At 35.3% G+C, this 24478-nt stretch carries 25 protein-coding genes; 11 read left to right on the forward strand and 14 right to left on the reverse strand.

The features are described from left to right. Nucleotides 1-254: 254 nt before the first annotated feature. Nucleotides 255-1100, reverse strand: coding sequence for a LysR family transcriptional regulator (locus Q4503_RS13400; protein ID WP_215972907.1), 846 nt, complete (start codon nucleotides 1098-1100; stop codon nucleotides 255-257). Between the two features lie 298 nt (nucleotides 1101-1398). Between Q4503_RS13400 and Q4503_RS13405 the strand changes: the two genes are divergently transcribed. Together Q4503_RS13405 and Q4503_RS13410 are read left to right on the forward strand one after the other, a co-directional pair. Further along, nucleotides 1399-2358 carry an HPP family protein gene (locus Q4503_RS13405; RefSeq protein WP_303602577.1) on the forward strand — a complete coding sequence of 320 codons (960 nt, stop codon included), beginning with the start codon at nucleotides 1399-1401 and terminating at the stop codon, nucleotides 2356-2358. A gap of 172 nt (nucleotides 2359-2530) precedes the next feature. Then, nucleotides 2531-3103, forward strand: coding sequence for a hypothetical protein (locus tag Q4503_RS13410; protein ID WP_303602578.1), 573 nt, complete (start codon nucleotides 2531-2533; stop codon nucleotides 3101-3103). A 1305-nt stretch (nucleotides 3104-4408) separates the two neighbouring features. On the opposite strand, the gene Q4503_RS13415 is transcribed toward Q4503_RS13410, so the two are convergent. Both Q4503_RS13415 and Q4503_RS13420 read right to left on the reverse strand, forming a co-directional pair. Beyond that, a complete protein-coding gene (locus Q4503_RS13415) occupies nucleotides 4409-5368 on the reverse strand; it encodes a histone deacetylase family protein (protein ID WP_215972077.1) in 960 nt (319 codons plus the stop codon). Nucleotides 5369-5474: 106 nt separating this feature from the next. Further along, complete coding sequence (locus Q4503_RS13420) at nucleotides 5475-7337, reverse strand: GNAT family N-acetyltransferase (RefSeq protein WP_215972078.1); 1863 nt, start codon at nucleotides 7335-7337, stop codon at nucleotides 5475-5477. Between the two features lie 153 nt (nucleotides 7338-7490). Between Q4503_RS13420 and Q4503_RS13425 the strand changes: the two genes are divergently transcribed. The 6 genes from Q4503_RS13425 (at nucleotide 7491) to Q4503_RS13450 (ending at nucleotide 11338) form a co-directional block, all read left to right on the forward strand. Continuing rightward, nucleotides 7491-8126 carry a sulfotransferase gene (locus Q4503_RS13425; protein WP_303602579.1) on the forward strand — a complete coding sequence of 212 codons (636 nt, stop codon included), beginning with the start codon at nucleotides 7491-7493 and terminating at the stop codon, nucleotides 8124-8126. 57 nt (nucleotides 8127-8183) lie between these two features. Then, nucleotides 8184-8756, forward strand: coding sequence for a tRNA-(ms[2]io[6]A)-hydroxylase (locus Q4503_RS13430; protein WP_215972079.1), 573 nt, complete (start codon nucleotides 8184-8186; stop codon nucleotides 8754-8756). A gap of 26 nt (nucleotides 8757-8782) precedes the next feature. Next, nucleotides 8783-9316 carry a sugar O-acetyltransferase gene (locus Q4503_RS13435; protein WP_303602580.1) on the forward strand — a complete coding sequence of 178 codons (534 nt, stop codon included), beginning with the start codon at nucleotides 8783-8785 and terminating at the stop codon, nucleotides 9314-9316. Nucleotides 9317-9665: 349 nt separating this feature from the next. Beyond that, complete coding sequence (locus Q4503_RS13440; protein WP_303602581.1) at nucleotides 9666-10316, forward strand: LiaF domain-containing protein; 651 nt, start codon at nucleotides 9666-9668, stop codon at nucleotides 10314-10316. A gap of 165 nt (nucleotides 10317-10481) precedes the next feature. After that, nucleotides 10482-10871 carry an acyl-CoA thioesterase gene (locus tag Q4503_RS13445; protein ID WP_303602582.1) on the forward strand — a complete coding sequence of 130 codons (390 nt, stop codon included), beginning with the start codon at nucleotides 10482-10484 and terminating at the stop codon, nucleotides 10869-10871. Between the two features lie 122 nt (nucleotides 10872-10993). Further along, nucleotides 10994-11338 (forward strand): YajD family HNH nuclease, encoded by a 345-nt coding sequence (locus Q4503_RS13450; RefSeq protein WP_215972083.1) that lies wholly within the window; start codon nucleotides 10994-10996, stop codon nucleotides 11336-11338. A gap of 35 nt (nucleotides 11339-11373) precedes the next feature. Here Q4503_RS13450 and Q4503_RS13455 read toward each other — a convergent pair whose 3' ends face one another. The 5 genes from Q4503_RS13455 to Q4503_RS13475 form a co-directional block, all read right to left on the reverse strand. Beyond that, a complete protein-coding gene (locus Q4503_RS13455; RefSeq protein WP_252727383.1) occupies nucleotides 11374-11562 on the reverse strand; it encodes a hypothetical protein in 189 nt (62 codons plus the stop codon). 23 nt (nucleotides 11563-11585) lie between these two features. Next, complete coding sequence (locus Q4503_RS13460; protein ID WP_215972085.1) at nucleotides 11586-11822, reverse strand: hypothetical protein; 237 nt, start codon at nucleotides 11820-11822, stop codon at nucleotides 11586-11588. An 18-nt stretch (nucleotides 11823-11840) separates the two neighbouring features. Beyond that, a complete protein-coding gene (locus tag Q4503_RS13465) occupies nucleotides 11841-13076 on the reverse strand; it encodes an MFS transporter (protein ID WP_303602583.1) in 1236 nt (411 codons plus the stop codon). 2 nt (nucleotides 13077-13078) lie between these two features. Then, nucleotides 13079-13891: a ribonuclease H family protein gene (locus Q4503_RS13470; protein ID WP_303602584.1), complete on the reverse strand. Its 813-nt coding sequence runs from the start codon at nucleotides 13889-13891 to the stop codon at nucleotides 13079-13081. Nucleotides 13892-14042: 151 nt separating this feature from the next. Continuing rightward, nucleotides 14043-14342: a hypothetical protein gene (locus Q4503_RS13475; RefSeq protein ID WP_303602585.1), complete on the reverse strand. Its 300-nt coding sequence runs from the start codon at nucleotides 14340-14342 to the stop codon at nucleotides 14043-14045. Nucleotides 14343-14551: 209 nt separating this feature from the next. On the opposite strand from Q4503_RS13475, the gene ylqF reads away from it, so the two are divergent. Together ylqF and Q4503_RS13485 are read left to right on the forward strand one after the other, a co-directional pair. Further along, a complete protein-coding gene (gene ylqF, locus Q4503_RS13480) occupies nucleotides 14552-15484 on the forward strand; it encodes a ribosome biogenesis GTPase YlqF (RefSeq protein WP_215972089.1) in 933 nt (310 codons plus the stop codon). Nucleotides 15485-15537: 53 nt separating this feature from the next. Beyond that, a complete protein-coding gene (locus Q4503_RS13485) occupies nucleotides 15538-15984 on the forward strand; it encodes an HIT domain-containing protein (RefSeq protein WP_303602586.1) in 447 nt (148 codons plus the stop codon). Between the two features lie 272 nt (nucleotides 15985-16256). Here the strand turns inward: Q4503_RS13485 and trpA are convergent, their stop codons facing one another. From trpA to Q4503_RS13515, 6 genes are read right to left on the reverse strand one after another with little or no spacing between them, the layout of a single operon-like run. Then, the gene (gene trpA, locus Q4503_RS13490; RefSeq protein ID WP_303602587.1) at nucleotides 16257-17099 is read right to left on the reverse strand and encodes a tryptophan synthase subunit alpha; all 843 of its coding nucleotides are present in this window, start codon (nucleotides 17097-17099) and stop codon (nucleotides 16257-16259) included. Continuing rightward, nucleotides 17099-18349, reverse strand: coding sequence for a tryptophan synthase subunit beta (gene trpB, locus Q4503_RS13495; RefSeq protein ID WP_215972092.1), 1251 nt, complete (start codon nucleotides 18347-18349; stop codon nucleotides 17099-17101). The genes trpA and trpB overlap by 1 nt, the downstream gene beginning before the upstream one ends. 1 nt (nucleotide 18350) lies before the next feature. Beyond that, complete coding sequence (gene trpCF / locus Q4503_RS13500; protein ID WP_215972093.1) at nucleotides 18351-19766, reverse strand: bifunctional indole-3-glycerol-phosphate synthase TrpC/phosphoribosylanthranilate isomerase TrpF; 1416 nt, start codon at nucleotides 19764-19766, stop codon at nucleotides 18351-18353. Between the two features lie 2 nt (nucleotides 19767-19768). Continuing rightward, a complete protein-coding gene (gene trpD, locus Q4503_RS13505) occupies nucleotides 19769-20785 on the reverse strand; it encodes an anthranilate phosphoribosyltransferase (protein WP_303602588.1) in 1017 nt (338 codons plus the stop codon). 1 nt (nucleotide 20786) lies between these two features. Then, complete coding sequence (locus Q4503_RS13510; RefSeq protein ID WP_303602589.1) at nucleotides 20787-21455, reverse strand: aminodeoxychorismate/anthranilate synthase component II; 669 nt, start codon at nucleotides 21453-21455, stop codon at nucleotides 20787-20789. Next, on the reverse strand, nucleotides 21455-23110 hold the full coding sequence (locus Q4503_RS13515) for an anthranilate synthase component 1 (protein WP_215972095.1): 1656 nt from the start codon (nucleotides 23108-23110) through the stop codon (nucleotides 21455-21457). The genes Q4503_RS13510 and Q4503_RS13515 overlap by 1 nt, the downstream gene beginning before the upstream one ends. Before the next feature lie 436 nt (nucleotides 23111-23546). Between Q4503_RS13515 and Q4503_RS13520 the strand changes: the two genes are divergently transcribed. After that, complete coding sequence (locus Q4503_RS13520; protein WP_215972096.1) at nucleotides 23547-24452, forward strand: PHP domain-containing protein; 906 nt, start codon at nucleotides 23547-23549, stop codon at nucleotides 24450-24452. Nucleotides 24453-24478: the final 26 nt, after the last annotated feature.

Here is a 24478-nt window from a genome sequence, read left to right on the forward strand (position 1 = left end):
GAGTTCCCATGTGAGAGTAGGACATTGCTAAACTTCTATTTAGAGAAGCCCGTAGCTGATGCTACGGGTTTTTTGCTTTCTGGGTTTTAATAAATAAACACAGAACAAGTACATATATACATCAATATCACTCCCAAGGTAGTGTGGCTTATGCTAGTTAAGCCCAGGTGGGTAAAGAACATGGTTAAGCTTTACTCTTTATTATATAAGGGAAGGCCTTTTTACTGTCAGGCGTAAAATTTGATTTTTATATATTAAATTAACCATGAGTTATTATTGTTAAAACTTTGATTGAGGCAGGTAATCACATTAGGTAAAGTTTCTTTCATATTATCTTCTTGATAGATTACATAAATTGGATAAGAAAATTCTGGTGAGTTTAGTACTCTTTCAAGTTTTCCTGATTGTAAATGAGGTTCCACTACGCGAGTTCTAAAGTATCCATTACCACCATTTTTCAATATATATTTTAATGCCATTGGTCCTAGATTAAAACTGAGAGTAGCCTGACGTGATAAGGGTAATACTGAATCTAATTGGTTTTTAAAGTCGTCCCCCCAATCGATAAATAAATAAGGGGAGGGGGTGATGGTTGAACGAACATGTATAAGCTTTTCTTCGACTATTTGTTCAACAACCAATCCTGAAAAGTAATTCGGTAGATGAACTACTATAGCATCCAGTTTATTTTCTTTTAATTTTTTGATCAACCCTGCCGTTTTATCTACTTCGATATGCACGTTTATATTTGGTAGAGTAGCTGTAATCTCTTCTAACCACTCGATCATGATTGGATTCCATAAACTGATATCTGCTCCAATATGAATTGATTCTGTTAAATTCATAGGTAGCTTCAGTTGATCCTGCGCTTTTTGCCATGTTTGTACAAGTGTTAAAGCATATGTTGAAAATACTTCTCCTTCTCTTGTTAATTGCGCGCCTGAACGATTCCTTATAAATAATTTACAGTCTAGCTGGCTTTCCAAGTTTTTTATTCTAGTGGTTACGGCGGTTTGAGTTATATGTAATCGACGAGCAGCTTCAACAAATGTACCCGTGCTCATTATTTCTAAAAATGTTTTAGCAAGTATTATGTCCATGTATAAAAATAATTGAAGTTAAGTATGGTTATTATTCATTATACATAAGTTTTAACTTTTATTATCCTTTACACAGATTTTAGTTTTGAGAGTTAATTAAATGTATAAATTAGGTGTTTTTAGCATGGTATTAACATTTCTAGTTGTGCTAGTAGCTGTTTATATTTTGTTTGTTTCATTAATTGAACTTTCACTGGGTTGGACTATGTTTTGGCATTTCACACTTATCTTAACTGGATTAGCGTTTAAGTTCTCTTATGTTTTAGTCTTAGCATCTAGCCGTGGGAGTAAGGCTTAGGTGGAAATTAAAAAATTTAAGGTATTTACTCATATTATTAAAATGATAGGAATTGAAACATCTAATACCTCATTTTATGAAAAAATAATTTCTAGTATTGGTAGTATCATAGGGATATATTGTAGTTATATCATCACAAGTTCGGCATTAACCGATCCGCATAGTCATATCCTATTTACTTCTTTAGGAGCAACAGCAGTTCTAATTTTTGTTACCCCACACAGTGCTTTATCACAGCCTTGGAATATTGTGTGTGGTCATATTTTTTCTGCTGTAGTGGGGTATTTGGCACTACTTTATATTCCTGATGTTATTCTGGCTAGTTCACTGGCTGTTGGTGGTGCTATTGTTATTATGTATTTGTCACGTAGTATTCATCCTCCTGGTGCGGCAACCGCCTTATTTATCATATTGTCAGGGCAAGAACATAGTTTTAACTTTGCTCTTATTTTTGAAGTATTATCTTTTAATCTTGTTGTTATTTTAATTAGTGGCGTCATTTTTAATAATTTATTTTATTGGCGTCGATATCCAGCATATTTATATTTTCACAGTCTCCACTCTGAAAATAAATCCAATAACTTAAGTCATGAAGACTTCAGTGCAGCTTTAATTCATTTAGATTCATATATTGATGTTAGTTCAGAAGAGCTGGCATTGATTTTTGATTTAGCATTAGATAATGCAGCTCAAAATATAAATAAGAGCAAAATACCGGTAAATAAAAATTGTTATTATAGTAACGGTGCATTAGGTAAAAATTGGTCTGTACGTGAAGTACGTGACATAGATGACAAAAAAGTAACCTATAAAACTGTCGTAGGAAATACGCCTTCAGTTTCTAAAAATTGTAGTATAAAAGAGTTTCAAAACTGGGCTAGGCTAGAAGTGATGGCTAAAAATAACACTTGGGTAAAAAAAGGTGTTTTACTTAATCGAGCAGGCTGTGAGTCTACATAAGTAAGATAATGGCCATAAAAATTTATGTAGATTTAAGTCTTAGTTACAACAATCAATATTTTTAATGAAAGATCTTTAAATTAATTATAACTTTTCTTGTACAATTATTTTAAAAGCTAAGTTAATGTTAGTATTACTTAAGCTATTAAATAATCAGTGTAGGGCCAAGGTTATGAAATCTGTATTTTCTACTATTTTTGTTATCTCTTTTTTTGCTTTTATCGCGGTTAAATTCTTTTTTACTAGTCTTTTTTCATTATTTGGCTATGCGGCTGTGCCTATTGAAAGCTTAGCAAGTTTAACCCATTCCAAAAAAATTATGCAAAAGATGCAAACCAGACACAAAGTAAAAAATGCTAATGTGTCAAAGCGTTTTATTAAGCGGTCAGGAAAAAAAGTAGCGATAACGGCTGCTTCTGCTGCAACCATTGGCACCGTTGCTGTTATTGGTACGTTAACTTATTTAGAGATAAGTCAATATTGTGATGATAAACAGGTATTAAATGAAGATGCCAATATTCTATTTGATACTCAAGAAGAGTTTGATATGCAAGCCTGCTTAGAACAAGGAAAACAAGATTCTGCGAACTTTGCGAATGAGGCTTGGAATAATGTAAAAGATAGTAGTAGTGATATGTTAAATCGCTTAGAAAAGTCTAGTGATGAGTTCCTTGAGCCGAGTAGAAAGGCGACGATAGAATTATTTGAATCTATGGACAAATGGTATCAACAGATATTTGAATAAAGCGACGATAATGAATACTAGTCTTTAGTAATAAAGTGTTAACTTTTTAATAGATTTTCGATTTTATAATATATTTATAGCCGCCTGTTCACAATACACGCCAATAACTCTTCATTATGATACATCTCATTATTAGGCGAATAAATTCGCCCCTACGGTGATAATATACGACTCCTTCGTAGGACGTTTTATAGAGGCTACTTCCGTCGACTGTGCACAATACACGCCAATAACTCTTCATTATGTTATATCTCAATATTAGGAGAATAAATTCGCCCCTACGGTGATAATATTCAACTCCGTCGTCGAACATTTTGTAGGGGCGACTTCAGTCGCCTGACCACAATACACGTCAATAACTCTTCATTATGATACATCTCATTATTAGGCGAATAAATTCGTCCCTACGGTGATAATATTCGACTCCGTCGTCGAACATTTTGTAGGGGCGACTTCAGTCGCCTGATCACAATACACGCCAATAACATTGGTATTATGTTATGTCCCATTATTAGGCGAATTAATTCGCCCCTACGGTGATAATATACGACTCCTTCGTAGGACGTTTTATAGAGGCTACTTCCGTCGACTGTTCACAATACACGTCAATAACTCTTCATTATGTTATATCTCAATATTAGGCGAATAAATTCGCCCCTACGGTGATAATATACGACTCCTTCGTAGGACGTTTTATAGAGGCTACTTCCGTCGACTGTGCACAATACACGCCATAACTCTTCATTATGTTATATCTCATTATTAGGCGAATAAATTCGCCCCTACGGTGATAATATTCAACTCCGTCGTCGAACATTTTGTAGGGGCGACTTCAGTCGCCTGACCACAATACACGTCAATAACTCTTCATTATGATACATCTCATTATTAGGCGAATAAATTCGCCCCTACGGTGATAATATTCGACTCCTTAGTAGGACGTTTTATAGAGGCTACTTCCGTCGACTGTTCACAATATACGTCAATAACTCTTCATTATGTTATATCTCAATATTAGGCGAATTAATTCGCCCCTACGGTGATAATATTCGACTCCTTAGTAGGACGTTTTGTAGGGGCGACTTCAGTCGCCTGACCACAATACACGCCAATAACATTGGTATTATGTTATGTCCCATTATTAGGCGAATTAATTCGCCCTTACAGTGAGAATAATTAATTCCTTCGTAAGGCGTTTTTAAAGGGGCGACTTCAACCATTTATATAATTTAACAGCTCGATATATCAGTTAATGTATTTAATTCAAACTAAGTACGACGCAGTTATAGGCTTAGCTGAACTAAGCTAATTACCGATTAAACCATTAATGTGGGCTACAACACTTCTGCCCAAAGAGCTTAAACTATAACCACCTTCTAATACAGATACTATACGTCCTTTAGCATGATCTTGAGCAATTACCTTGAGTTCATCAGTTATCCAACGGTAGTCACTTTCTGTTAGGCAAATTTGTGACATTTCGTCTTCAATATGAGCATCAAAACCTGCAGAAATAAAGATAATTTCAGGCTTAAACTTGTTTAAAGCCGGTAGCCAGTGTTCAGTTATAGTCTTGCGGAATCCTTCGCTTTTAGTTGTTGCAGCTAAAGGAGTATTTATTATAGGCGGTGTATCACTTTCGTTAATATCAAAGGGGTAGAAAGGATATTGGTAACTAGAGCAAAATAAATATGCGCCTTCTGATGTATCATCAACGGTAGGGAAATAATTTCTAACAATATCTTCTGTTCCATTACCGTGGTGTACGTCAAAATCGACAATAGCGATTCGTTTTAACTTATATGTTTTTTTTGCGTAGGCTGCGGCAATAGCAATATTATTAAAAAAGCAAAATCCCATTCCTTTATCGTGTTCAGCATGATGTCCTGGCGGTCGAGTAGTACAGAAAGCACTATTTAACGTATTGTCCATTACTAAATCTACACCATCAATTACAGCACCAGCAGATAGCATAATAGAGGTTAACGTTTTTGAATCCATTACAGAATCTTCACCAATAACAAAATTTTCATTTTCAGAAGTGGGTGCATTATTGAAAACAAAATCAATGTATTTTTGCGTGTGTGCTAAAGAGAGTAATGACTTATCAATAGGCTTAGCATCAAATTGTCGTACAACATAATCAAGTCCACTTCGTATTAGTTGATCTGAAATGGCGGTTAAACGTTTGCCATTTTCAGGATGATCTTTTCCTAAATTATGGTGGTCTCCACATCGGTAGTGGCCAATTATTCCAATAGTCATACATTTCTCTTTAATTTTTGATGCTTGTTCTTTATTAATTCAATATTGTTATTATTGTATATTTTCTATGATGTTTATTTATAGCGTCTATCTATTTAATTGTTGATTATTGAGCAATTAAATCTTTTTCTTCGCTTAATGGAAGTTTTAAGCTGATTTCATCAAAGTCGTCACTAGGTTGACGAACAAATCCTGCTCTTTCAAAAACTTTTAACATAGAGGCATTATCTCTACGCACACAGGCAACTAAACTGTCGAGCTTTCTAATTTTGGCAATCTCGATCATTTGACCTAATAAAGTACTGGCCATACCTCGACCACGTAAACTTTCTTTAATAACAAAAGCGACTTCACCAGAATTAATACTTTCAATATAATAATACCGAGCTACTGCTTGTATTGCTTCGCCTAAATAATCTTTGCGGGTAAAGCATAAGGCTAAATCTACGTGTTGATTCACGCTAACCAAATTACATGATTTTTCTCGTGTCATTTGAGTTATATGATGATTGTAACGCATGATTAAGGTTTCTTTATTGTGTGAATAAAAGAACTCTTGCAGTTTACGTTCGTCTGATGGGGAGAGTGGGCGTAAAATGTAATCAATATTAGCAAAGTTGAATTTCTTTAGCTCAACATCCCCGAGCTCAGGCACTGAACTAGGTGAGCTTTCTTGATATTCAGGTACCCAATAATGTTTACGGACATCAGCTAATAATTGTTCTCTAAACTTAGGATGAGCAATACGAATAAGCTCTAATGCACGTTCTCGAATGCTTTTACCTTGTAATGAGGCAATACCAAATTCAGTGACAACATATGAGACATGACCACGTGAAGTCACTACGCCACCGCCTTCGGTAATATGCGCTACAATACGTGATATTTTGCCATCTTTGGTAGTAGAAGGTAGAGCGATAATAGGTTTACCACCTTTACTTAATGATGCACCTCGCACGAAATCGACTTGTCCACCTATGCCACTGTAAAATTGATAACCAATAGAGTCTGAAACCACTTGCCCTGTCAAATCAACTTCAATTGCGCTATTGATGGACACCATGTTGTCATTTTTGGCAATTTTAACGGGAGAGTTAACGTGTTCTGAAGGATAAAATTCAATGTGGGGATTCCCGTCAACAAAATCATATACTTTTTGGCTACCTACGCAATAGGTGACCACTGCCTTTCCTTTATGGTATGTTTTTTTGCGATTATTTATCACGCCTTTTAGCATTAAGTCAATAATACCGTCAGATAGCATTTCACTATGAATTCCTAGATCTTTATGGTTAGCTAAGTAGCGTAAAACGGCTTCAGGAATTTTACCTATGCCTATTTGTAAAGTGGCTCCATTTTCGACTAGCATGGCAGCGTATTGACCTATTTGCTCAGTGCGTCGGTCGAGTGCAGGAGGAATAACTTCAGGTAATTTTTGTTCTTGATTTATCCACGCATGAATTTGATTTAAATGAACAAAACTATGGCCATTAGTACGAGGCATATGTGGGTTGATTTGTGCAATCACATATTTTGCAGCTTTAACTGCCGCTGACACTACATCGACGCTGACACCTAAAGAGCAATAACCATATTCATCTGGTGGGCTAACCATAATTAATGCAGCATCAAGAGGTAAACTGTTTTCATTAAATAAACGTGGAATATCAGAAATGAAACAAGGCGTGTAATCGCCACGTCCTTCAGCAATCGCTTCTCGGATATTCTTTCCCCCGATAAACAAACTGTTCACTTTAAAAAGATCTTTATGTTCAGGTTTTGCCCAAACGTTTTCAGATAAAGTTAAAATGTGTACTGTTTCAATGTCATGTAATTTATTTGAATTAGCGATTAAATTGTCAATTAAGGCGTTAGGTACCGCAGCTCCTGAGCCGATAAAAATTCGGTTTCCTGACTTTAAATAATCTTCCCAATTTATATTGTCACGTTCTTCATATTGGCCTGCCATACAAATTCCTATTTTAATTCTTATACTGCAATATTAAGAGGTTACCTTATTAAAGCACTTTACATCAATGTAAGCTATTAGATATAAGTATGACTTAATATTTATTGATCCTAGTCAATGGTATAATTATTTTTATTTATTTAGAGTAAGAAAGTGACCATTAATAAGATATTTATAATCGGCTTACCAAGAACTGCGACGACGAGTGTATGTTTAGCCATGTTAGGTCTAGGTTTCAAAACAGCACATAATGCTTATACTGCAAACGCTTTTAGTGACGCTGAAGTGATTGCCGATACCCCTGTATTTTGTGACTACCAAAAACTGGATAAGCATTTTCCAAACAGTAAGTTTATTTATTTAACGCGAAACAAAGATAATTGGATACCTTCAATAAAACAGTTATTGCAGCGTATGATTGTTAATTTACAACGGATTGATGGTGGTTTTAATCCATATTTAAAACGTTGTTACAATGAAACTTTTGCGCCGTTGACAGCTGATAATATAGAGCAAGATGATTTTCTTTTTCAATGTTATCAAAATCATCAGCAAGGGGTATTCGATTATTTTCAAAATAGATCTGATGATCTTTTAACGATAGATGTTAGCGATGAAACGAGCTACCAACAACTGTTGACTTTTCTTAACATTCCACCTGAAAAGGGGAGAAGCACTGGTTTTGAAAAAATTAATATCGGCGGCAAAGTTAGAGCTTGGCAAGATATTAATAATGCATTAAAAATAGAATCAACCAATAAAGGGCGTATTGATAAGATCCTTTATTAATCGGGGTTTGATCTGTAAAATCCTTTCTAATTATTTAACCTTCTCGAAATACTATTTATGTTTGAATTAAAGTATAACACCACGCAAGAGTGGATTGATGCTGTTATGGCGGATTTCCCTAGTTTCTTACAAGACCATGCTGCAGCTGAAAAAAAGGCATCAGGCATGGCAATGGCAATGTTGTCGCATTACCCAGATAAAGCAAAATTGGTTAGAGCAATGACGGATTTGGCGATTGAAGAATTAATACACTTTAAACAAGTTCTAAAGTTACTTGTTGCTCGAAATGTCACCTTGGGACAAGATAAAAAAGATCCTTATATTAATCAAATCAGACAACATTTTCGTAATGGTACAAGTTACTTTTTAATGGATCGATTATTAGTCGCAGCAGTAATTGAAGCACGAGGCTATGAAAAATTTTGGCTAGTTGCACAAGCTTTACCTGAAGGCAAAGATAAAGATCTATATGACGCCATTGCTAAATCTGAAGAAAAGCACAAAAACCTGTTTGTTGAGTTAGCATATGAATACTTTGATAAAGCAGAAGTCGATCAGCGTTTAGAAGAGCTATTAATTGTCGAGGCTGAAATATGCAAAGCATTACCGATTAAAGCAGTACTTCATTGATTGTGACTAGTTGATTTTATATAAATATGAAAAGATGTTTTGATAGTATTACACCTGTATTAATAAACCACCGAAAATCTGTTCATGAGCTGTGCCGTCAATTTACGCGTAGCCCAAGTAAAGGTAACTTAAAACGGTTAAAAACCTTATTTTCCTCATGTGGCGATGATGTATTTATTGAATATGGCTTTCATATGGATTATGGCGATACTGTTAGTATTGGCGATAGAACCTTTATTAATTCGCATTGCACTATTGTTGATGGTTCAAAAGAAACTAATAGCAAAATAAATATTGGTGCTGATTGCCTTATAGGACCAAAAGTACAACTATTGGCTGTTTCGCATGATATTGATCCTAATGAGCGACTAGCTAAACATAACTATGTTGACGATATTTTTATTGGCAATAATGTTTGGCTAGGTGGTGGCGTGATTGTACTGGCAGGTGTAAATATTGGCGACAACAGTACGGTTGGCGCGGGTAGTGTCGTAACTAAAAATATTGAAGCGAATAGTTTTTATGCTGGAAACCCTGCTGTGAAGATTCGTGATTTATAATTTAAGTTTTATGACTTCTGCTGGTATATATTCCGAATCAAGTTCAGGATGGCGGTGTGGATTGAATAGAATAGAGACTCTATTTCCCGTTACTTCATAAGTGCATAACATCTAACATAATATGGTGTCCGGTCGCCTTTATTTATAACAGTACTCTATCCAAAATCGTATTACTACATAAACTTACTAACTTCTGGTGTATTTTACTAATATCTCGTTTAATTTACGTTATAGTTATCCTACTTATTTTTATCTTATTGTATTCTAAGTGATATTTTATTGGCCTGGCACTTGCTTGTTAAAGCAATATAGATGTTTTAATCATCAAATAATAACAAAGGGAACTAACATGTCAGTTATTTTAGAAGATCGACCTACAGAAACAGTGCGCAGTGAAGTTATTGATCAATTAATTATGAATTATAGTCATGGTGAATTATCGTATGAAGCTTTCGAGCGACGTTTAGATCAAGCTATGGAACTACAATGTAATCAAGCACTGATCGAACTGACAGAAGATTTACCTTTAACCGTTGATAAAGCTTTTGTTGAAAATAAAAAGCAAGGCTTAGCGCCCAATGTTGTTTCTGGTGAAACAGAAGATGTTGAGTATATGATTAACGTGTTTAGCGGTAATAAACGCGGCGGCGTTTGGACTGTACCAAAAGAAATTCGTGCGCTAAGCATTTTTAGTGGTTGTGATATAGACTTAACTGATGCGAAATTTACACAAAATGAACTTCATATAAAAATATTTAGCCTATTTAGTGGCAGTGATATTTATATACCTGAAAATGTTAATGTTGTTTCTAAAGCCTTCTGTATTTTTGGTGGTGTTGACTATCAAACATCTACTCAAGTAAATCCCAATGTTGTTGTACCAACAATTATTATTGAAGGGATTTGTATTTTTAGTGGAATCGATATAAAAGTAAGAAGAACAATGAAAGAAAAATTTGTTGATATGGCAGATAAATTTAAAAGTATATTTTTTTCATAATATTTAATAATAAATAAAAGCGAGTTATATTTTAACTAAGCTAACAGAAACTTTTATTATAATATAAGTATATGAATTTATATTATAATAATTAACTAGAGCTGCTTATTAATAGCCGTTATAATGAAAATTCACATTTTTAATTTTAACCTATAAAGGTTGTTTATGAAGTTTTTCTCTCGTCGTTTAGTAATGCCTAATGATTTGAATTATGCCAATTCCTTATTTGGTGGTCGTGCCCTTGAATGGATAGATGAAGAAGCGGCCATTTATTCAATGTGTCGACTAGAAACCAACTGCTTAGTGACTAAGCATATTGGTGCTATTAGTTTTGATTCAGCAGCAAGACAAGGTGATGTTGTTGAGTTCGGTTTAGAAACTAAAAAAGTAGGGACTACTTCAATAACCATTACATGTTTAGTACGTAATAAAGCAACGAAAAAAACAATTTGCTTGGCAGATGATATTGTTTTTGTACAAGTTGATCCTGAAACTCGTAAGCCTGTCCCTCATGGTAAAACGCTAGAGCAGTTACAGAATTCTGAAAAGATTTAATTATAGTTATGGCGTGATTGGCTAATTAGCTATCAGCAATTAATCACCCACGAAAGAGTCATTGATAAGGTGTTAACTTAGCAATACAATGACGTTATTATTTACTTATTTCCAGTGTTATTATGTCTTCAGATAGATTTGGCACAAGTGCCAATTATAAGCAAAAAGAACAAGGGTATCGTGATCGTGCTTTAAAGTTGTATCCATGGGTATGTGGGCGTTGTGCGCGTGAATTTGTCTACTCCAACATAAAGGAGTTAACTGTACATCATATGGATCATGATCATACAAATAATCCTAATGATGGAAGTAACTGGGAGTTATTGTGCATTTATTGTCATGATAATGAGCATGCCAAATACACAGAACATGCTAACTATCAAACTGAAGTAAAAGCAGGGGATACTAATCAAGATACCGCTACTTATAATCCATTTGCTGATTTAAAATCAATGTTGAAAAAGTAACGCTTATTAATTAACAATACTTAACACTTTAGTTTTTATGACTCTGGTGTTAAGTATTTTTTATAGTCGTTAATACCAAAATACCGAACCGATTTTTTTTGTGTTAGTTTTTTAGCAATCAGTTGCTCACCACAATAAATTTTCACAACTTGTTTGTTACCATTGGAATCACTGTCATAACTATGCAGGTCATTCGTTCTAAGGTTATCAAATTCAGTTTTCATGATTAATTGCATAAGATAAACCGTTATAAATTCTTGATATCTTTTTGAACTTGATAGCCTTCATCTGTTACAATTTTTTCAAGTACTTGTACGCGTTCAGTTAATTTACTAACTTGTATTGCTAATTGATCATTTTCTTCCCCATAAGCTTTATTTTGATTTAGCGTTTTTGATTTAAATTCTAAATATCTATTATACATTTTGTATAATACGCCACTCACCACACACACAATGACAACAAGCATTGTTGTTCCACTCATAAGATACTCCTAATTAAGTTAAATTTTATGTCGAAAATAAATAATGTTTATTATAAATAATACGGCAATTAAAGGGAGACTTGTTAGTACCACATAATTCCAACCACCAACAAATAATACCCAGCCAGCCATTAATGAGGCAAATGCCTGAAAGCCAAACAAAACAAAATCATTTGTTGCTTGTACTTTATGGCGTTCACAAGCGTTATAGCTTTGCGGTAATAAAGAAGTACCGGTTAAAAACAGAAAATTCCATCCAATACCTAATAAAATTAATGCCCACCAATAATGTATTACTTTTTGGCCTGAAAAGGCAATGAGAGCGACAAGAAGATAAATAGTCGTGCCTGTCATTAATAAGCCTTTTAATGTTATTTTTTTGACTAACCAAGGAGCGAACAAGGAAGGAAGATACATAGCAGCAATATGGCTTTGAATTACCCATTTAGTTTCATTTAAGCTATGACCTTGCATGTGATGCATACTTAATGGTGTTGCAGTCATTAAATAACTCATTAGTGCATAAGCTATTGTCGCGGTACTGATGGCAACAAGAAAAATAGGCTGCTTAGCAATAACAGATAACGCTCTTGTTTCTCCGGATTTTGATGTTTCTTTTATTTCAGGCTCTTCGAAAAAGAACATAATAAGAGTAGCTAAGCAAATGAATAAACCGAGTAAAAAAAATGAACCAACATAACCATGAGGTGAGCTAAACCAATCTTTAGCTGTTACGGCTATTTCAGGCCCTAAAAAAGCAGCAAACACACCACTTAACATTAAAATGGATAAAACTTTGGGGATATCTTCTTCATTATTACTACTTTCTATCGCGGCAAATCTTAGCTGTTGTGTGAAAGAGCCACCAATACCAAATAAGAAGCTTGCCAGAGAAAACACTTCAAATAATGCTAATTTGGTTGCTAAAATAGCCAGTAATACTGCAATTAAAAGGCAGCTAAACCCTGTAAATACAGCAAACTTGCGTCCTTTTACTTTAGCAATCATTGCCGCAGGAATTGATCCTGCAGCCACACCTAATATCATTAAACTAATAGGTAGTGTAGCCAATGAAGCGTTAGTCGTTAATTCACTTGCTAATAAACCACCAATAAAAACAATAATAGGTGCAGAACAAGTTACTAGCGGCTGTGCGATAAAAAGCAAACTGATATTTCTAGGTAAATTAAACCTTTTGGTTAGTAAAATAGCTGAAATAACAATAAGGGTGATAACGAATAAAATAATTGACATTATTAGCCAGATTCCATCGCTAAAATAGTTTTTATATCAAGTTCACCTTGGTATTTAACAAGTGTTTCTTGTTTTTGTAACCTAGCTAATACCGCCATTCGATCAGATAACTCATTACCTTCAATATTGGCATGTCCTTTAACATGGGTAATAATGATGTGCTGTTTAATCTCTTGATACAAAGTAAAGCATTCTTTGATTAGTTCAAGATTTTTAATTTCTTCTCCTTTGCCACGTGTCCAGCCTTTAACTTGCCAGCCTTTAGCCCACTTGGTAATGCAATCAATTGAGTATTTAGAATCAGAAAGAATTTGAACTTGCTTAACACTGGTTAAATATTTTTTAGCGAGTTTGAACGAATAAAGTAAACCATTTAATTCAGCTGTATTATTTGTACCATTGGCTTGAAACAAACCATAATAGAGTGCGGCTATTTTACCTTGTTGATAAATTGCGATACCAGTGCCTGATTTTCCTGGGTTTGGTGAACAAGCACCATCACAGTATATTTGTATTTCAGCTGTTGAGTTAGATAAACCATGAGCTGAAATATTATTATTACTCGTAGGTGACTTCTTACTTGTAGCACCACTTGTTGCTTTTACCTTATTACTAGCAGCACCTTTGTTGGCTAAAGAGCGTTTCATTAATGCTTTAGTATAAGTTGATGCAAAAGCTGCTTCAGCTTCTGCTTTTGAAGGGAAGCCCATAAACTGAGCATCAGATCTTCCTTGGGTATAATTTTGTACTTCAACCCAAGTAGAAAATATACCTGTTTTGGCGCCTTTCCAGATCACGTAAAATTTTTTACTCATAAAAATTAATTATTTTATTAATGACAATACTAAGTATTATCATTAATAACGTATTGTATAGCTAGTAAAAAAACAGGTAAGAAATACAATTTAGCTAATGTTTAGAGAGTAAAATTGTTAAAACGGTGGCTAATTATATGCTTTGATAGAATTATACTATCAGGGAAACTTCTTTTTTGTAACGACGGTTTTTTTGTAAACGAGACTCTACATAGCGGCCACGCTCTTCTTGATTTTTCCGTCTGTCCTGACCAGTACGACGGTCATTCTCTTTTGCAATAACAAGTGATTCTTCAGGCGAAATTTCAGATTCTGAGGTTGAGTTATCTTCAGAACTTGGAGTTGCTAATAAAGCCATTTGACTGTATTTTTTTTTTTGTCTTTTGTCTTTCGCTAGTTTTTTTGCTTGTGCTATATGGCTAGCATAAGCTAAATCATTTATATAATTCATCGAACTTACTTCGTACACAAGAAAATAGTTTATTAAACTTGAGTATATACCTTAGTTATTTTTTATGACTTGTATGTTTAATCGGCAATAAAATAAAAAAGTTTAACTTTTTTAGACTGTTTTTCTCATTGTTTTCGAATAACCTTTGTACCTAAGGTAAACCTTGCTAAAATTCACACTATATATTTGTTACTTAATTAGGACTTTTCATGGCAATTAATTGGTTTCCTGGCCATATGCACAAAGCTCAAAAAGAAATTAAAGAAATTCTACCGCAAATAGATGTGGTCATAGAAGTGTGTGATGCCCGCTTGCCATTTAGTAGTGAAAATCCAATGATTACTGAAATTAGGGGTAATAAGCCGCTAATAAAAATACTGAATAAAAGTGATCTGGCGGATCCTGATAAAACAAAAGTTTGGCTAGAATATTTTGAATCACAACATAATGTTAAAGCCATTGCATTAACCACAGAAAATAATGCGATAGCGAAAACAATTCCTGTATTAATAAAGAAATTAGTGCCAAGTAAAGATGAAGATGGCAAGCAAATCAATGCCGTTATTATGGGGATTCCTAATGTCGGAAAATCAACATTAATCAATACACTGGTAGGTAAAGCAAAAGCGAAAGTGGGTAATGAGCCAGCCGTTACTAAAGGTCAGCAACGCATTCGTTTAGAAGATGGATTATATCTTTTTGATACACCAGGTATGTTGTGGCCCAAAATCGCTAATGAAAATAGTGGTTATCGCTTAGCAGTATCTGGGGCTGTTAAAGATACAGCGTTTGATCATGATGATATTGCTTATTTTGCAGCAGAATATTTACTTGAAAGTTATCCTGAGCGATTGATGGAACGTTATCAACTAGCAAGTCAGCCTGTGCATGAAGAAGATTTAATTGAAGCAATTGGCCGCAGGCGTGGTTGCGTTCGTAGTGGTGGTCATGTTGATATGCATAAAGCTTCAGTTATTTTAATTAATGAAATACGTGATAAAACTTTAGGGGCAATTACTTTTGAAATGCCAGAAAATATAGAAAAAGAAAATGCACACTTTGCTGAACTAGAAGCAAAGAAAGTTGCGGCTCGTGAAGCGAAAAAATTAGCACGGGGTCGAGGCCGAAAAAATAAAAGATAGTAACGTTTGCACTAGCTGACAATATTTAACAAATTATCGTTGAGGAATATATAATGACAGAAGTTATACCTGTATCAGAGTCTTTTAGTTTACACCCACAATTAGTTCAAGATTGTTTTGAATTGGCTGAATTTCCGTTATGCAAATTACTTCTGTGTAATGATAGTGCTTACCCTTGGTTTATTTTGGTCCCTAAAGTTAGTGATATTAATGACATTTATCAGTTAGATTGGCAACAGCAACAGCAGTTACTTAATGAATCAAGTTTGTTAAGTGAATTGCTTATTCAGGTATTTGATGGGGATAAAATGAATGTAGCTGCACTGGGTAATGTAGTCGAGCAGTTACATATTCATCATGTTGTACGATATAAAAAAGACGTTAGTTGGCCTAAACCTATCTGGGGTCAACAACCGCTAACACCTTATTCTGACGAAGCTATAGTTGCTTTAAAAGAAAAATTATTACCCAAACTATCGATTATTTTAGATGCTTTATAAATAAAAGTGATTCGACTATCAACTACCTTAAGCGGTTAATAAGATGCTAGCTCGGCAGTTGGTTGGTTTAAATGTTGATATGAAGCGCAAAAAAAATGCATCTATAAAAATAGACGCATAAAATATAAAACACTAAAGGGATAACATAACTATTAAGTAAGAGTACCTATCTATTGTAAAGTTCAATTTGATTTTCAATAATGATAAAACATTGAAAATCACGATAATAGATAGGCTGTTCTCCCGAGTTTACTTAAGTTTATTGAGTCGACTTATTTAGTTGCGCCTTTCATATCTATGACGAACGTTGTTAATTCCGCTAGCATTTTTTTATGATCGTTTAAGTTATTTTCAATTATTTTTACTACAGCAGAGCCGCTAATAGCACCACTTGCACCCGCTGCTAATGCGTCTTTAACTTGTTGCGGTGTAGATATACCAAAACCTAGGATTGGTGGCGCAGCTTGATATTGATTTAATGTATTGATTAACGCTTGTGCAGGCGAGCTTGTTTGAACTTTTTCTTCTAATACATCTACTCCTGTTACACCTGCTCGGCTCAATACATATGTATAACCTTTACTATAAGAAGATACGTCGCGTAAAGTGCTATCATCAGCGTTAGGTGGTGCAATAAATATTGGCGCAATATTGTGTTTTAACGCCGCTTCTCTAAATGGTAAGCTTTCACGAATAGGTAAATCAGCGATTAAAACAGAATCAACACCTACCTTTGCCATATCAGCATAAAAAGTATCAATACCACGAGCAAAAATTAAATTACCATAAAGTAATAAACCAATAGGGATATTAGGTGCATATTCACGAACTTTAGCAAGTATATCAATGCATATATCGGTATTAATATCAGACTTTATTGCACGCAATGCCGCCATTTGAATAGTAATACCGTCTGCACTTGGATCTGAGAAAGGAATACCTAGTTCAAGCGCATCAGCACCAGCATCGATTAATGCTTTAATAATGTTAAGTGATTGTTCCGCATTTGGATCGCCAATCATCACAAAAGGAATAAATGCTTTTTCTTGTTTTGCTGACAAATCAGTAAAAGCTTGTTGATAGCGATAGCCCGCCTGTAGTTTCTGCTCTGCCATTATGCTTCTCCTCTGTGCTTAACATTTGCCGTTTCGTTGGTTTGCTCGTTAGGGTGTAAAACAGCATGAACATGGGCAAGATCTTTGTCTCCACGTCCTGATAAATTAACTAAGTAAATAGTTTCTGTGGTTGCTGACTCTGCCATTTTAAGTGCTTGTGCTAACGCATGCGATGATTCAAGTGCTGGAATAATACCTTCACTTTGTGCTAACGCTTGAAAAGCATTCAATGCTTCATCATCATTAATAGGAACATATTGTGCACGACCAGTTTCTTTTAAAAATGCATGTTGTGGGCCTACAGCAGGATAGTCTAGCCCAGCAGAAATAGAATAAGATTCTTCAATTTGCCCATACTTATCTTGCATGATATAGGTATAATTACCGTGTAACATGCCCTTAGTACCAGCAACCAAGGTTGCACCATGCTGGTCTGTATCTATACCTTTACCACCAGCTTCAACACCAATTAGTTTGACTTCTTCATGTTGAATGAAATCATTAAACATGCCAATAGCATTAGAGCCACCACCGACAGCCGCAATAACATAATCAGGTAAGCGTCCTTCTTCAGCTAAGAATTGCGCTTTTGCTTCTTCACCTATCATTTTTTGAAACTCTCTCACAATAGTTGGAAAAGGGTGTGGGCCTGCGGCAGTTCCTAATAAATAGTGTGCATTTTCATAATTGGCAGACCAATCACGCAAAGCCTCATTAACAGCATCTTTTAAAGTCCCAGATCCTGCGGTAACTGGAATGACTTCAGCGCCCATTAATTTCATTCTAAATACATTGGGTTGTTGACGCTGACAATCTACAGCACCCATATAAACTTTACATTTTAAGCCTAATAATGAGCAAGCAATAGCTGTAGCAACACCATGCTGACCGGCGCCAGTTTCAGCAATAACTTCTGTTTTACCCATACGCTTAGCAAGTAGGGCTTGTCCTAAAACTTGGTTGGTTTTATGAGCACCACCATGTAATAAGTCTTCACGTTTTAAGTAAATCTTTGCTAATGGGTTTTTAACAATATTACGACAACAGGTTAGTGGCGTTGGACGGCCTGCATACTTAGTGAGTAGATTATTAAACTCAGTAAGAAAGGCTTCATCGGTTTGCGATTCAATAAATGCTTGCTCTAATTGCTCTAAAGCGGGAACAAGTAATTCGCCGACAAACATGCCGCCAAATTCACCAAAATAAGCCGGTAGTGTTTCTTTGATTGTATTTTTTACTGTTTTAGTCATTTTAATAATTCCTTATTTGCGTAAAAACTTGCTTCAGTTTTTCGCTAGATTTTATACCTGGGCTAACTTCAACGCCTGAGTTGAGGTCTAAGCCAAATAAATCTAAATTGGTTAACTGCGTTAGTGCTAAATTAATATTCTCGGGATTTAATCCACCGGCAAGTAAGCTGGTTGATAAATCTTGTTTGCTATCAGATAACGTTTGCCAGTCAAAAGCTTGACCAGAGCCAGGAGATTTTCCATCGAGTATATGGTGAGCTATGCTTTCATCTAATTCAGGAACTTCGTCTGTGACAGAATGTGCTTTCCACACTAAGCATTCAGCATTATTATTTTCAGCTAATTGCTTTTTAAGAGAATCAATATAAGTTTGATCTTCATCACCATGTAACTGAACTGCAGTTAACTTTAAGTCGTTAGCTAAATTAGCGACTTCTAAAGAGGGATGATTGACAAAAACACCCACGTAGTCTAAGTGTGGTTGAGACTTTATAATATTCAATGCTAGTGCTTTGGTTATACTACGAGGGGATTTTTCAGCAAAGATTAATCCGCCAAATCGAGCGCCTGATTGTGCTGCTGCAATTGCATGTTCTGGAGTAGTTAAACCACAAACTTTATTATTGCCAAAAATCAATTTACGACATGCTAAGTCTATATCGTTATAGGCATTATTATCCATTGCCATTAAAGAGCTACCGACAAGAAAACCATCAACAGCAGGCGCTAATTCGCGTACTTGAGCGTTATTGTAGATCCCTGATTCTGAGATAATGATGCTTTCGTCTGGTAATGTTGGCGCAAAATCAAAAGTACGTGAAATGTCGGTACTTAAATCACGTAGATTACGGTTGTTAATACCAATCATTTTAGCGTTGAGCTTTATTGCACGATCACGTTCATCTTCTGTTGATATTTCTGTCAATATAGCTAAATTATATTGTTCAGCCACTGCTGATAATGCTCGATATTCTTCATCTGATAGAACACTTAGCATTAATAAAATAGCATCTGCGCCGTAGTAACGAGCTAAATGTACTTGGTATGTATCAATAAAAAAGTCTTTATTGAGTACCGGACATTTTACAGTTTCTGTCACTAGTTTTAAGTATTCAAAATTACCTTGAAAATATTTTTCATCGGTTAGTACGGATATTGCCGCTGCATATTTATCATAAACTTGGCAAATACTTTTTACATCAAAATCAGGTCGAATTAATCCTTTTGATGGTGACGCTTTTTTACATTCTAAAATAAAACCGGCTTCAGGTTTCTCTTTAGTACGCCTTAAGGCAGTATACATGTCTTTCGTTGTTGGTTTTAGCTCATCAATAAAGCTTGATAATGGTTTTGATTTTTTAAGGGCATCTATTTCAATACGCTTATCAGCAACTATTTTTTCTAATATATTAGCCATAATTATTTACATTCCTCGTTAGAAAGTACAACAAGTTGCTCTAGTGTTGCTAAGCCTTTGCCACTTTTTAATATATCGCCTGCCAGTTGAGCTGCACCTTTCAAAGTATCCGCTTTGGCATGTAAATAAAGCAATGCAGCACAATTAATAATGACTGCAGCATTGTGAGCTTCTTGTCCTTTACCGGATAAAATTGTTTTAATAATGTCAGCATTCTCTTGCGGCGTACCTCCTTTGATTTGTTCAAGGGAGTAATTTTTTAAACCAAAATCTTGTGGTGAAATAGTGCGTTCGGTTAATTTTCCTACGTTAAGTTCAATCACATTGGTTTCACCATGAAGTGCTATTTCATCTAAACCACTGCCATAAACAACAAAGGCACGTTCAACACCTGTTAATTGTAAAGCTTCTGCCATAGGTAATAATAAATCAGGAGTATAAACGCCAAGTAACATCACATTAGGATTCGCAGGGTTGGCTAGAGGTCCTAAAATATTAAACAGTGTTCGTACCCCCATGGTTTTACGTACACTTGCAGCATGTTTAAAACCGGTATGATAAGCGGGAGCATATAAAAAACATAAATTTGCTTTATCTAAACAGTTGCTGGCTGTTTCTGGTGACATATTTAGGTTTACGCCAAATGCTTCAAGTAAATCGGCAGAGCCCGACATGCTAGAAACACTACGATTACCATGCTTTGCCACTTTTAAACCACAGGTTGCTGCTAAAATAGCCGCGGTAGTTGAAATATTAATGGTATTGGCACCATCGCCACCGGTACCGACACAATCAGCAACGTTGTGGGCTTGAAGTGGAAAGCCAGTTGCAGCATTCTTTATCGCTAAAGCAGCACCTGAAATCTCTTCGGGCGTTTCGCCTTTCATCTTTAATGCAGTAAGAACACTAGCGAGTACAATAGGGTCAGTTTCGCCTTTAAGTACTTCTTCAAAAAACGTTTTAATCGTTTGTTGATCAAGGTCTTGCCCGTCAACTAAGGTTGCTAATATATTCGTCATGTTATACTCCTCGCGCTTTAGTGCTTAGGTTTTCACTCAAGGTAAGTAAATAATCAAAACTTTGCGCTAATAATGTAGAGCCAAAAGTTGTTAAAATAGATTCTGGATGAAATTGATATGCTAATATTGCATCCTTTTCTTGGCTAATGGCCATCGGCATATTGTTGTAGTCGGCAATGACTGTTAAAGAGTCTGGTACTTTAATGCCAACGAGTGAATGATAACGAGCAACCGGTAATGGATTAGGAATATTAGCAAAAGCGCCACTAGCACAGTGAGTAATAGGTGACGACTTACCGTGTACTATTTCTTCTGCACGCCCAACGGTGCCGCCATAATGTTCAATTAATGCTTGATGTCCTAAACAAATACCAATCATTGGAATTTTGCCCGCACATAACTTGATTAATGCCATTAAGCAGCCAGCTTTTTTAGGTTCGCCTGGTCCAGGTGATAATACTAAAATAACTTTTTCGCCAGTTTTTTTAGTGTGTTCAAGCATCTTGTTGAATATAAAATCACTGCTTAACGTATTTCGGTAAACGGTCGGCTCAAAACCTAGGCATTGAAATTCATCGACTAAGTTATAAGTAAAAGAGTCTAAATTATCGAGCATAAAAAGTTTTGTGTTTTTATTATTCGTTTTCATTTTATTTTCAGCTAAAGTCATTAGTTCACTCCTTGAGCGAGTGATTCATTTGATGTCAGTACCGCGTTAATAACCGCTTGTGCTTTTTGTTTAGTTTCATCAGCTTCCGCTTGAGGGATAGAATCATAAACAACACCTGCACCTGCTTGTACATGAGCGATGTTGTTTTTGACAAATGCTGATCGAATAACAATACAGGTATCCATTTCACCTTCGCCAGTTAAGTAGCCAACAGCACCACCATAACTACCGCGACGCTTGCCTTCAATTTCTCTAATTAGAGAGGTTGCTTTTACTTTCGGCGCACCTGATAAGGTTCCCATATTCATACACGCTTGATAAGCATGTAAAGCATCAAGCTCTTCTAGTAAAGTACCGCATACACGTGATACTAAGTGCATTACATGGGAATAACGATCTACTTTTAATAAATCGGCAACATAACGAGTGCCAGCTTTACAAACACGCGCAATATCATTACGTGCTAAATCAACTAACATAATATGCTCAGCAGATTCTTTTTTATCTTGCCTTAACTCCAACTCTATTCGTGAATCTAAATCTAATGAGATACTACCATCAGCATTTAGCCCTCGTGGACGAGTGCCGGCGATAGGATAAATTTCAACTTGTCGCTTTCCTTCAGGAGAGTTTTGTTGATATTTGATAGCCGACTCAGGAGAAGCACCAAACATACTAAAGTCGCTATCTTTAAGGTAGAACATATAAGGGCTTGGGTTACTCAGCTTTAATGCTTGATAAGCCGCGATACTATCTAAACAAGGTAACGAAAAAGTGCGAGAAGGTACCACTTGGAAAATATCTCCGGCACGAATGTTTTCTTTTAACGTCTCAACATTTTTACAAAATTGTTCGTCACTAATATCAACAGAGACAACTTGCGCATCATTAAAATTCGAGTCATTCCTTTCAATTAAAGGAAGAATCGATTCAGTGGTAATGTTTTTTGATAATAGCTGCTTTATATGGGCAATACGTTCAGCTGATTCTGTTGGATCAGCCTGCATACTATTTTCTTCACTTGATGAAGAAAATAGATTAGCGATGATTTCAGTACTTCTTTTTTCATGATCAATCACAACAACCGTTTCAGCCAAATAATAAACGAAGTCAGGGCAGGTATTTTCGCCATCTGGAACTTTGGGTAAGGTCTCGCTCATGCTGATCATATCAAAGGCGAATGCTCCCCCAAGAAAAATAGCAAAGTGATGATTATCGCTATTCTCTATACGATTAAATAAACGCAAACTTTCGAATGGGTTTATTGCCATTAATCGAGATTGTTCATCAAGCTCAGTAGGTGTATCAGGAAAAGTAGCGGTTAATATTTGATTCTTTTCACACAAGGTAAGTTTTGCATGGTTTTGCAATTGAGCCGCGGCAAATTGTAATGCTGTTTGGCCATTGTGTGTTAAAGCGGTAAAAGTAACAACATTGTCATTACAAACAATTTTTAATGCAGCATCAACAAGTAATAGACTTTTTAATAAATGCTTTTGATCTATTTCTGCAGATTCTAGGAGTAAATTATTTTTTTTATCGTGGCAAAGCAATTGATAAACACTTAATGGGTCGCTTTGATAATTAGCGTTATCCGTTAAGGTGCAAACACTTGCGGTAGCTTGGTCGTAGGTACTTTGATTAAACTTTGTCATTTGTATCTTCTTTTTTCATTGGTTATTTTTAGAGTGTCATCCTGCATAAATTGGTTGAAGCCACCAAAGAAACCATGTTCTTGTTTTATTCATTGTCTTTTCTCTTATTCGTTATTGTTAAAATAGTATTAACAGCATATTTTACAAATTACTGCTAATAAACGTAAGGCTTTAAAAAGCAGAAAACCCGCTAGTTCTAGCGGGTTTTGAAATTTGTTTTGATTTACTTTAGCTTTTAATTTGTTAGCTTATCGTAAGACACACGCAATTATCACAACCCACTTATGTAGAGTTATGCCACCACCAACGGAGTTGGGTATTTGTTAAATTAAATTGCTTTGTTTGTATCATTATTTTGCTCTTATCAGTAAACTTGTCATTTCATTAAGTCAATTTTAAATCGACTTACAAAAAAGTTCCTATAGAAGACCTTATTATGGCGTTGCTGTCAACCACTGATTTTCCTTTTTTAATTGAAAAAACCGACGGTTTTTCTCATGGCCGTATTGATTTACATTGTCACACCCATTGTTCTGACGGAAGTTTATCGCCACAAACCTTGATAGATAGGGCTGTTAACTATCAAATAGATGTTTTAGCTATTACAGATCACGATACAATTGAAGGATTTAATATAGCGCAAGATTATATAATGGAAAATAATATTCCATTAAAATTAATCACAGGTATTGAGATTTCTACTGCTTGGCAAGGTTTTGAGATTCATATTGTCGGTCTTAATTTTGATAAAAATAATTTAGCGTTACAATCCTTAATTACTTCACAACAACAAGCACGGGAACAGCGAGCTATAACGATAGGCGAAAAGCTAGCTAACTGTGGTTTTCCTGATGTATATCATGATGCTAAAGTACTCGCAGGCACAGGAACAATAACTCGAGCACACTTTGCTAAGGTACTCTTTCAGCAAGGACATGTTGCCACCATGCAAAAAGCCTTTGATCTATATTTAGGTAAAAAAGGTCGTAATACTCAAAAAGCTTATGTGAAGCCGCTATGGTGTTCTATTGAAGAAGCCGTCGAGGTTATACATGCTGCTGGAGGCACTGCTGTTATGGCACACCCAATTCGTTATGATTTATCGGCAAAATGGTTAAGACGGTTAATTGTACATTTTAAGGAAAGCCAAGGCGATGCTTTAGAAGTTGTTTTACCGCAAATGAATCCCCAACAGCGACAAATAATGTTAAACTACTGCTTAGAATATAATTTACATGCATCAACGGGCTCTGACTTTCATCAGCCGAATAAATGGTCCGATCTTGGTCGTAATTTAATTTTACCTGATGGGGCTACACCTGTCTGGGCATTGTGGAAATAATAGTTTCTAATTTCGATAATGTTTCT

It is taken from the genome of Colwellia sp. 6_MG-2023, assembly GCF_030547765.1.
Taxonomy (GTDB): domain Bacteria; phylum Pseudomonadota; class Gammaproteobacteria; order Enterobacterales; family Alteromonadaceae; genus Colwellia.

Bases quoted from the DNA above. Each gene is read 5' to 3' on its own strand.
- Q4503_RS13400 (WP_215972907.1), bottom strand. From the start codon at position 1,100: ATGGACATAATACTTGCTAAAACATTTTTAGAAATAATGAGCACGGGT.
- Q4503_RS13410 (WP_303602578.1), top strand. From the start codon at position 2,531: ATGAAATCTGTATTTTCTACTATTTTTGTTATCTCTTTTTTTGCTTTT.
- Q4503_RS13415 (WP_215972077.1), bottom strand. From the start codon at position 5,368: ATGACTATTGGAATAATTGGCCACTACCGATGTGGAGACCACCATAAT.
- Q4503_RS13420 (WP_215972078.1), bottom strand. From the start codon at position 7,337: ATGGCAGGCCAATATGAAGAACGTGACAATATAAATTGGGAAGATTAT.
- Q4503_RS13430 (WP_215972079.1), top strand. From the start codon at position 8,184: ATGTTTGAATTAAAGTATAACACCACGCAAGAGTGGATTGATGCTGTT.
- Q4503_RS13435 (WP_303602580.1), top strand. From the start codon at position 8,783: ATGAAAAGATGTTTTGATAGTATTACACCTGTATTAATAAACCACCGA.
- Q4503_RS13440 (WP_303602581.1), top strand. From the start codon at position 9,666: ATGTCAGTTATTTTAGAAGATCGACCTACAGAAACAGTGCGCAGTGAA.
- Q4503_RS13445 (WP_303602582.1), top strand. From the start codon at position 10,482: ATGAAGTTTTTCTCTCGTCGTTTAGTAATGCCTAATGATTTGAATTAT.
- Q4503_RS13450 (WP_215972083.1), top strand. From the start codon at position 10,994: ATGTCTTCAGATAGATTTGGCACAAGTGCCAATTATAAGCAAAAAGAA.
- Q4503_RS13455 (WP_252727383.1), bottom strand. From the start codon at position 11,562: ATGAAAACTGAATTTGATAACCTTAGAACGAATGACCTGCATAGTTAT.
- Q4503_RS13460 (WP_215972085.1), bottom strand. From the start codon at position 11,822: ATGAGTGGAACAACAATGCTTGTTGTCATTGTGTGTGTGGTGAGTGGC.
- Q4503_RS13465 (WP_303602583.1), bottom strand. From the start codon at position 13,076: ATGTCAATTATTTTATTCGTTATCACCCTTATTGTTATTTCAGCTATT.
- Q4503_RS13470 (WP_303602584.1), bottom strand. From the start codon at position 13,891: ATGAGTAAAAAATTTTACGTGATCTGGAAAGGCGCCAAAACAGGTATA.
- Q4503_RS13475 (WP_303602585.1), bottom strand. From the start codon at position 14,342: ATGAATTATATAAATGATTTAGCTTATGCTAGCCATATAGCACAAGCA.
- ylqF (WP_215972089.1), top strand. From the start codon at position 14,552: ATGGCAATTAATTGGTTTCCTGGCCATATGCACAAAGCTCAAAAAGAA.
- Q4503_RS13485 (WP_303602586.1), top strand. From the start codon at position 15,538: ATGACAGAAGTTATACCTGTATCAGAGTCTTTTAGTTTACACCCACAA.
- trpA (WP_303602587.1), bottom strand. From the start codon at position 17,099: ATGGCAGAGCAGAAACTACAGGCGGGCTATCGCTATCAACAAGCTTTT.
- trpB (WP_215972092.1), bottom strand. From the start codon at position 18,349: ATGACTAAAACAGTAAAAAATACAATCAAAGAAACACTACCGGCTTAT.
- trpCF (WP_215972093.1), bottom strand. From the start codon at position 19,766: ATGGCTAATATATTAGAAAAAATAGTTGCTGATAAGCGTATTGAAATA.
- trpD (WP_303602588.1), bottom strand. From the start codon at position 20,785: ATGACGAATATATTAGCAACCTTAGTTGACGGGCAAGACCTTGATCAA.
- Q4503_RS13510 (WP_303602589.1), bottom strand. From the start codon at position 21,455: ATGACTTTAGCTGAAAATAAAATGAAAACGAATAATAAAAACACAAAA.
- Q4503_RS13515 (WP_215972095.1), bottom strand. From the start codon at position 23,110: ATGACAAAGTTTAATCAAAGTACCTACGACCAAGCTACCGCAAGTGTT.
- Q4503_RS13520 (WP_215972096.1), top strand. From the start codon at position 23,547: ATGGCGTTGCTGTCAACCACTGATTTTCCTTTTTTAATTGAAAAAACC.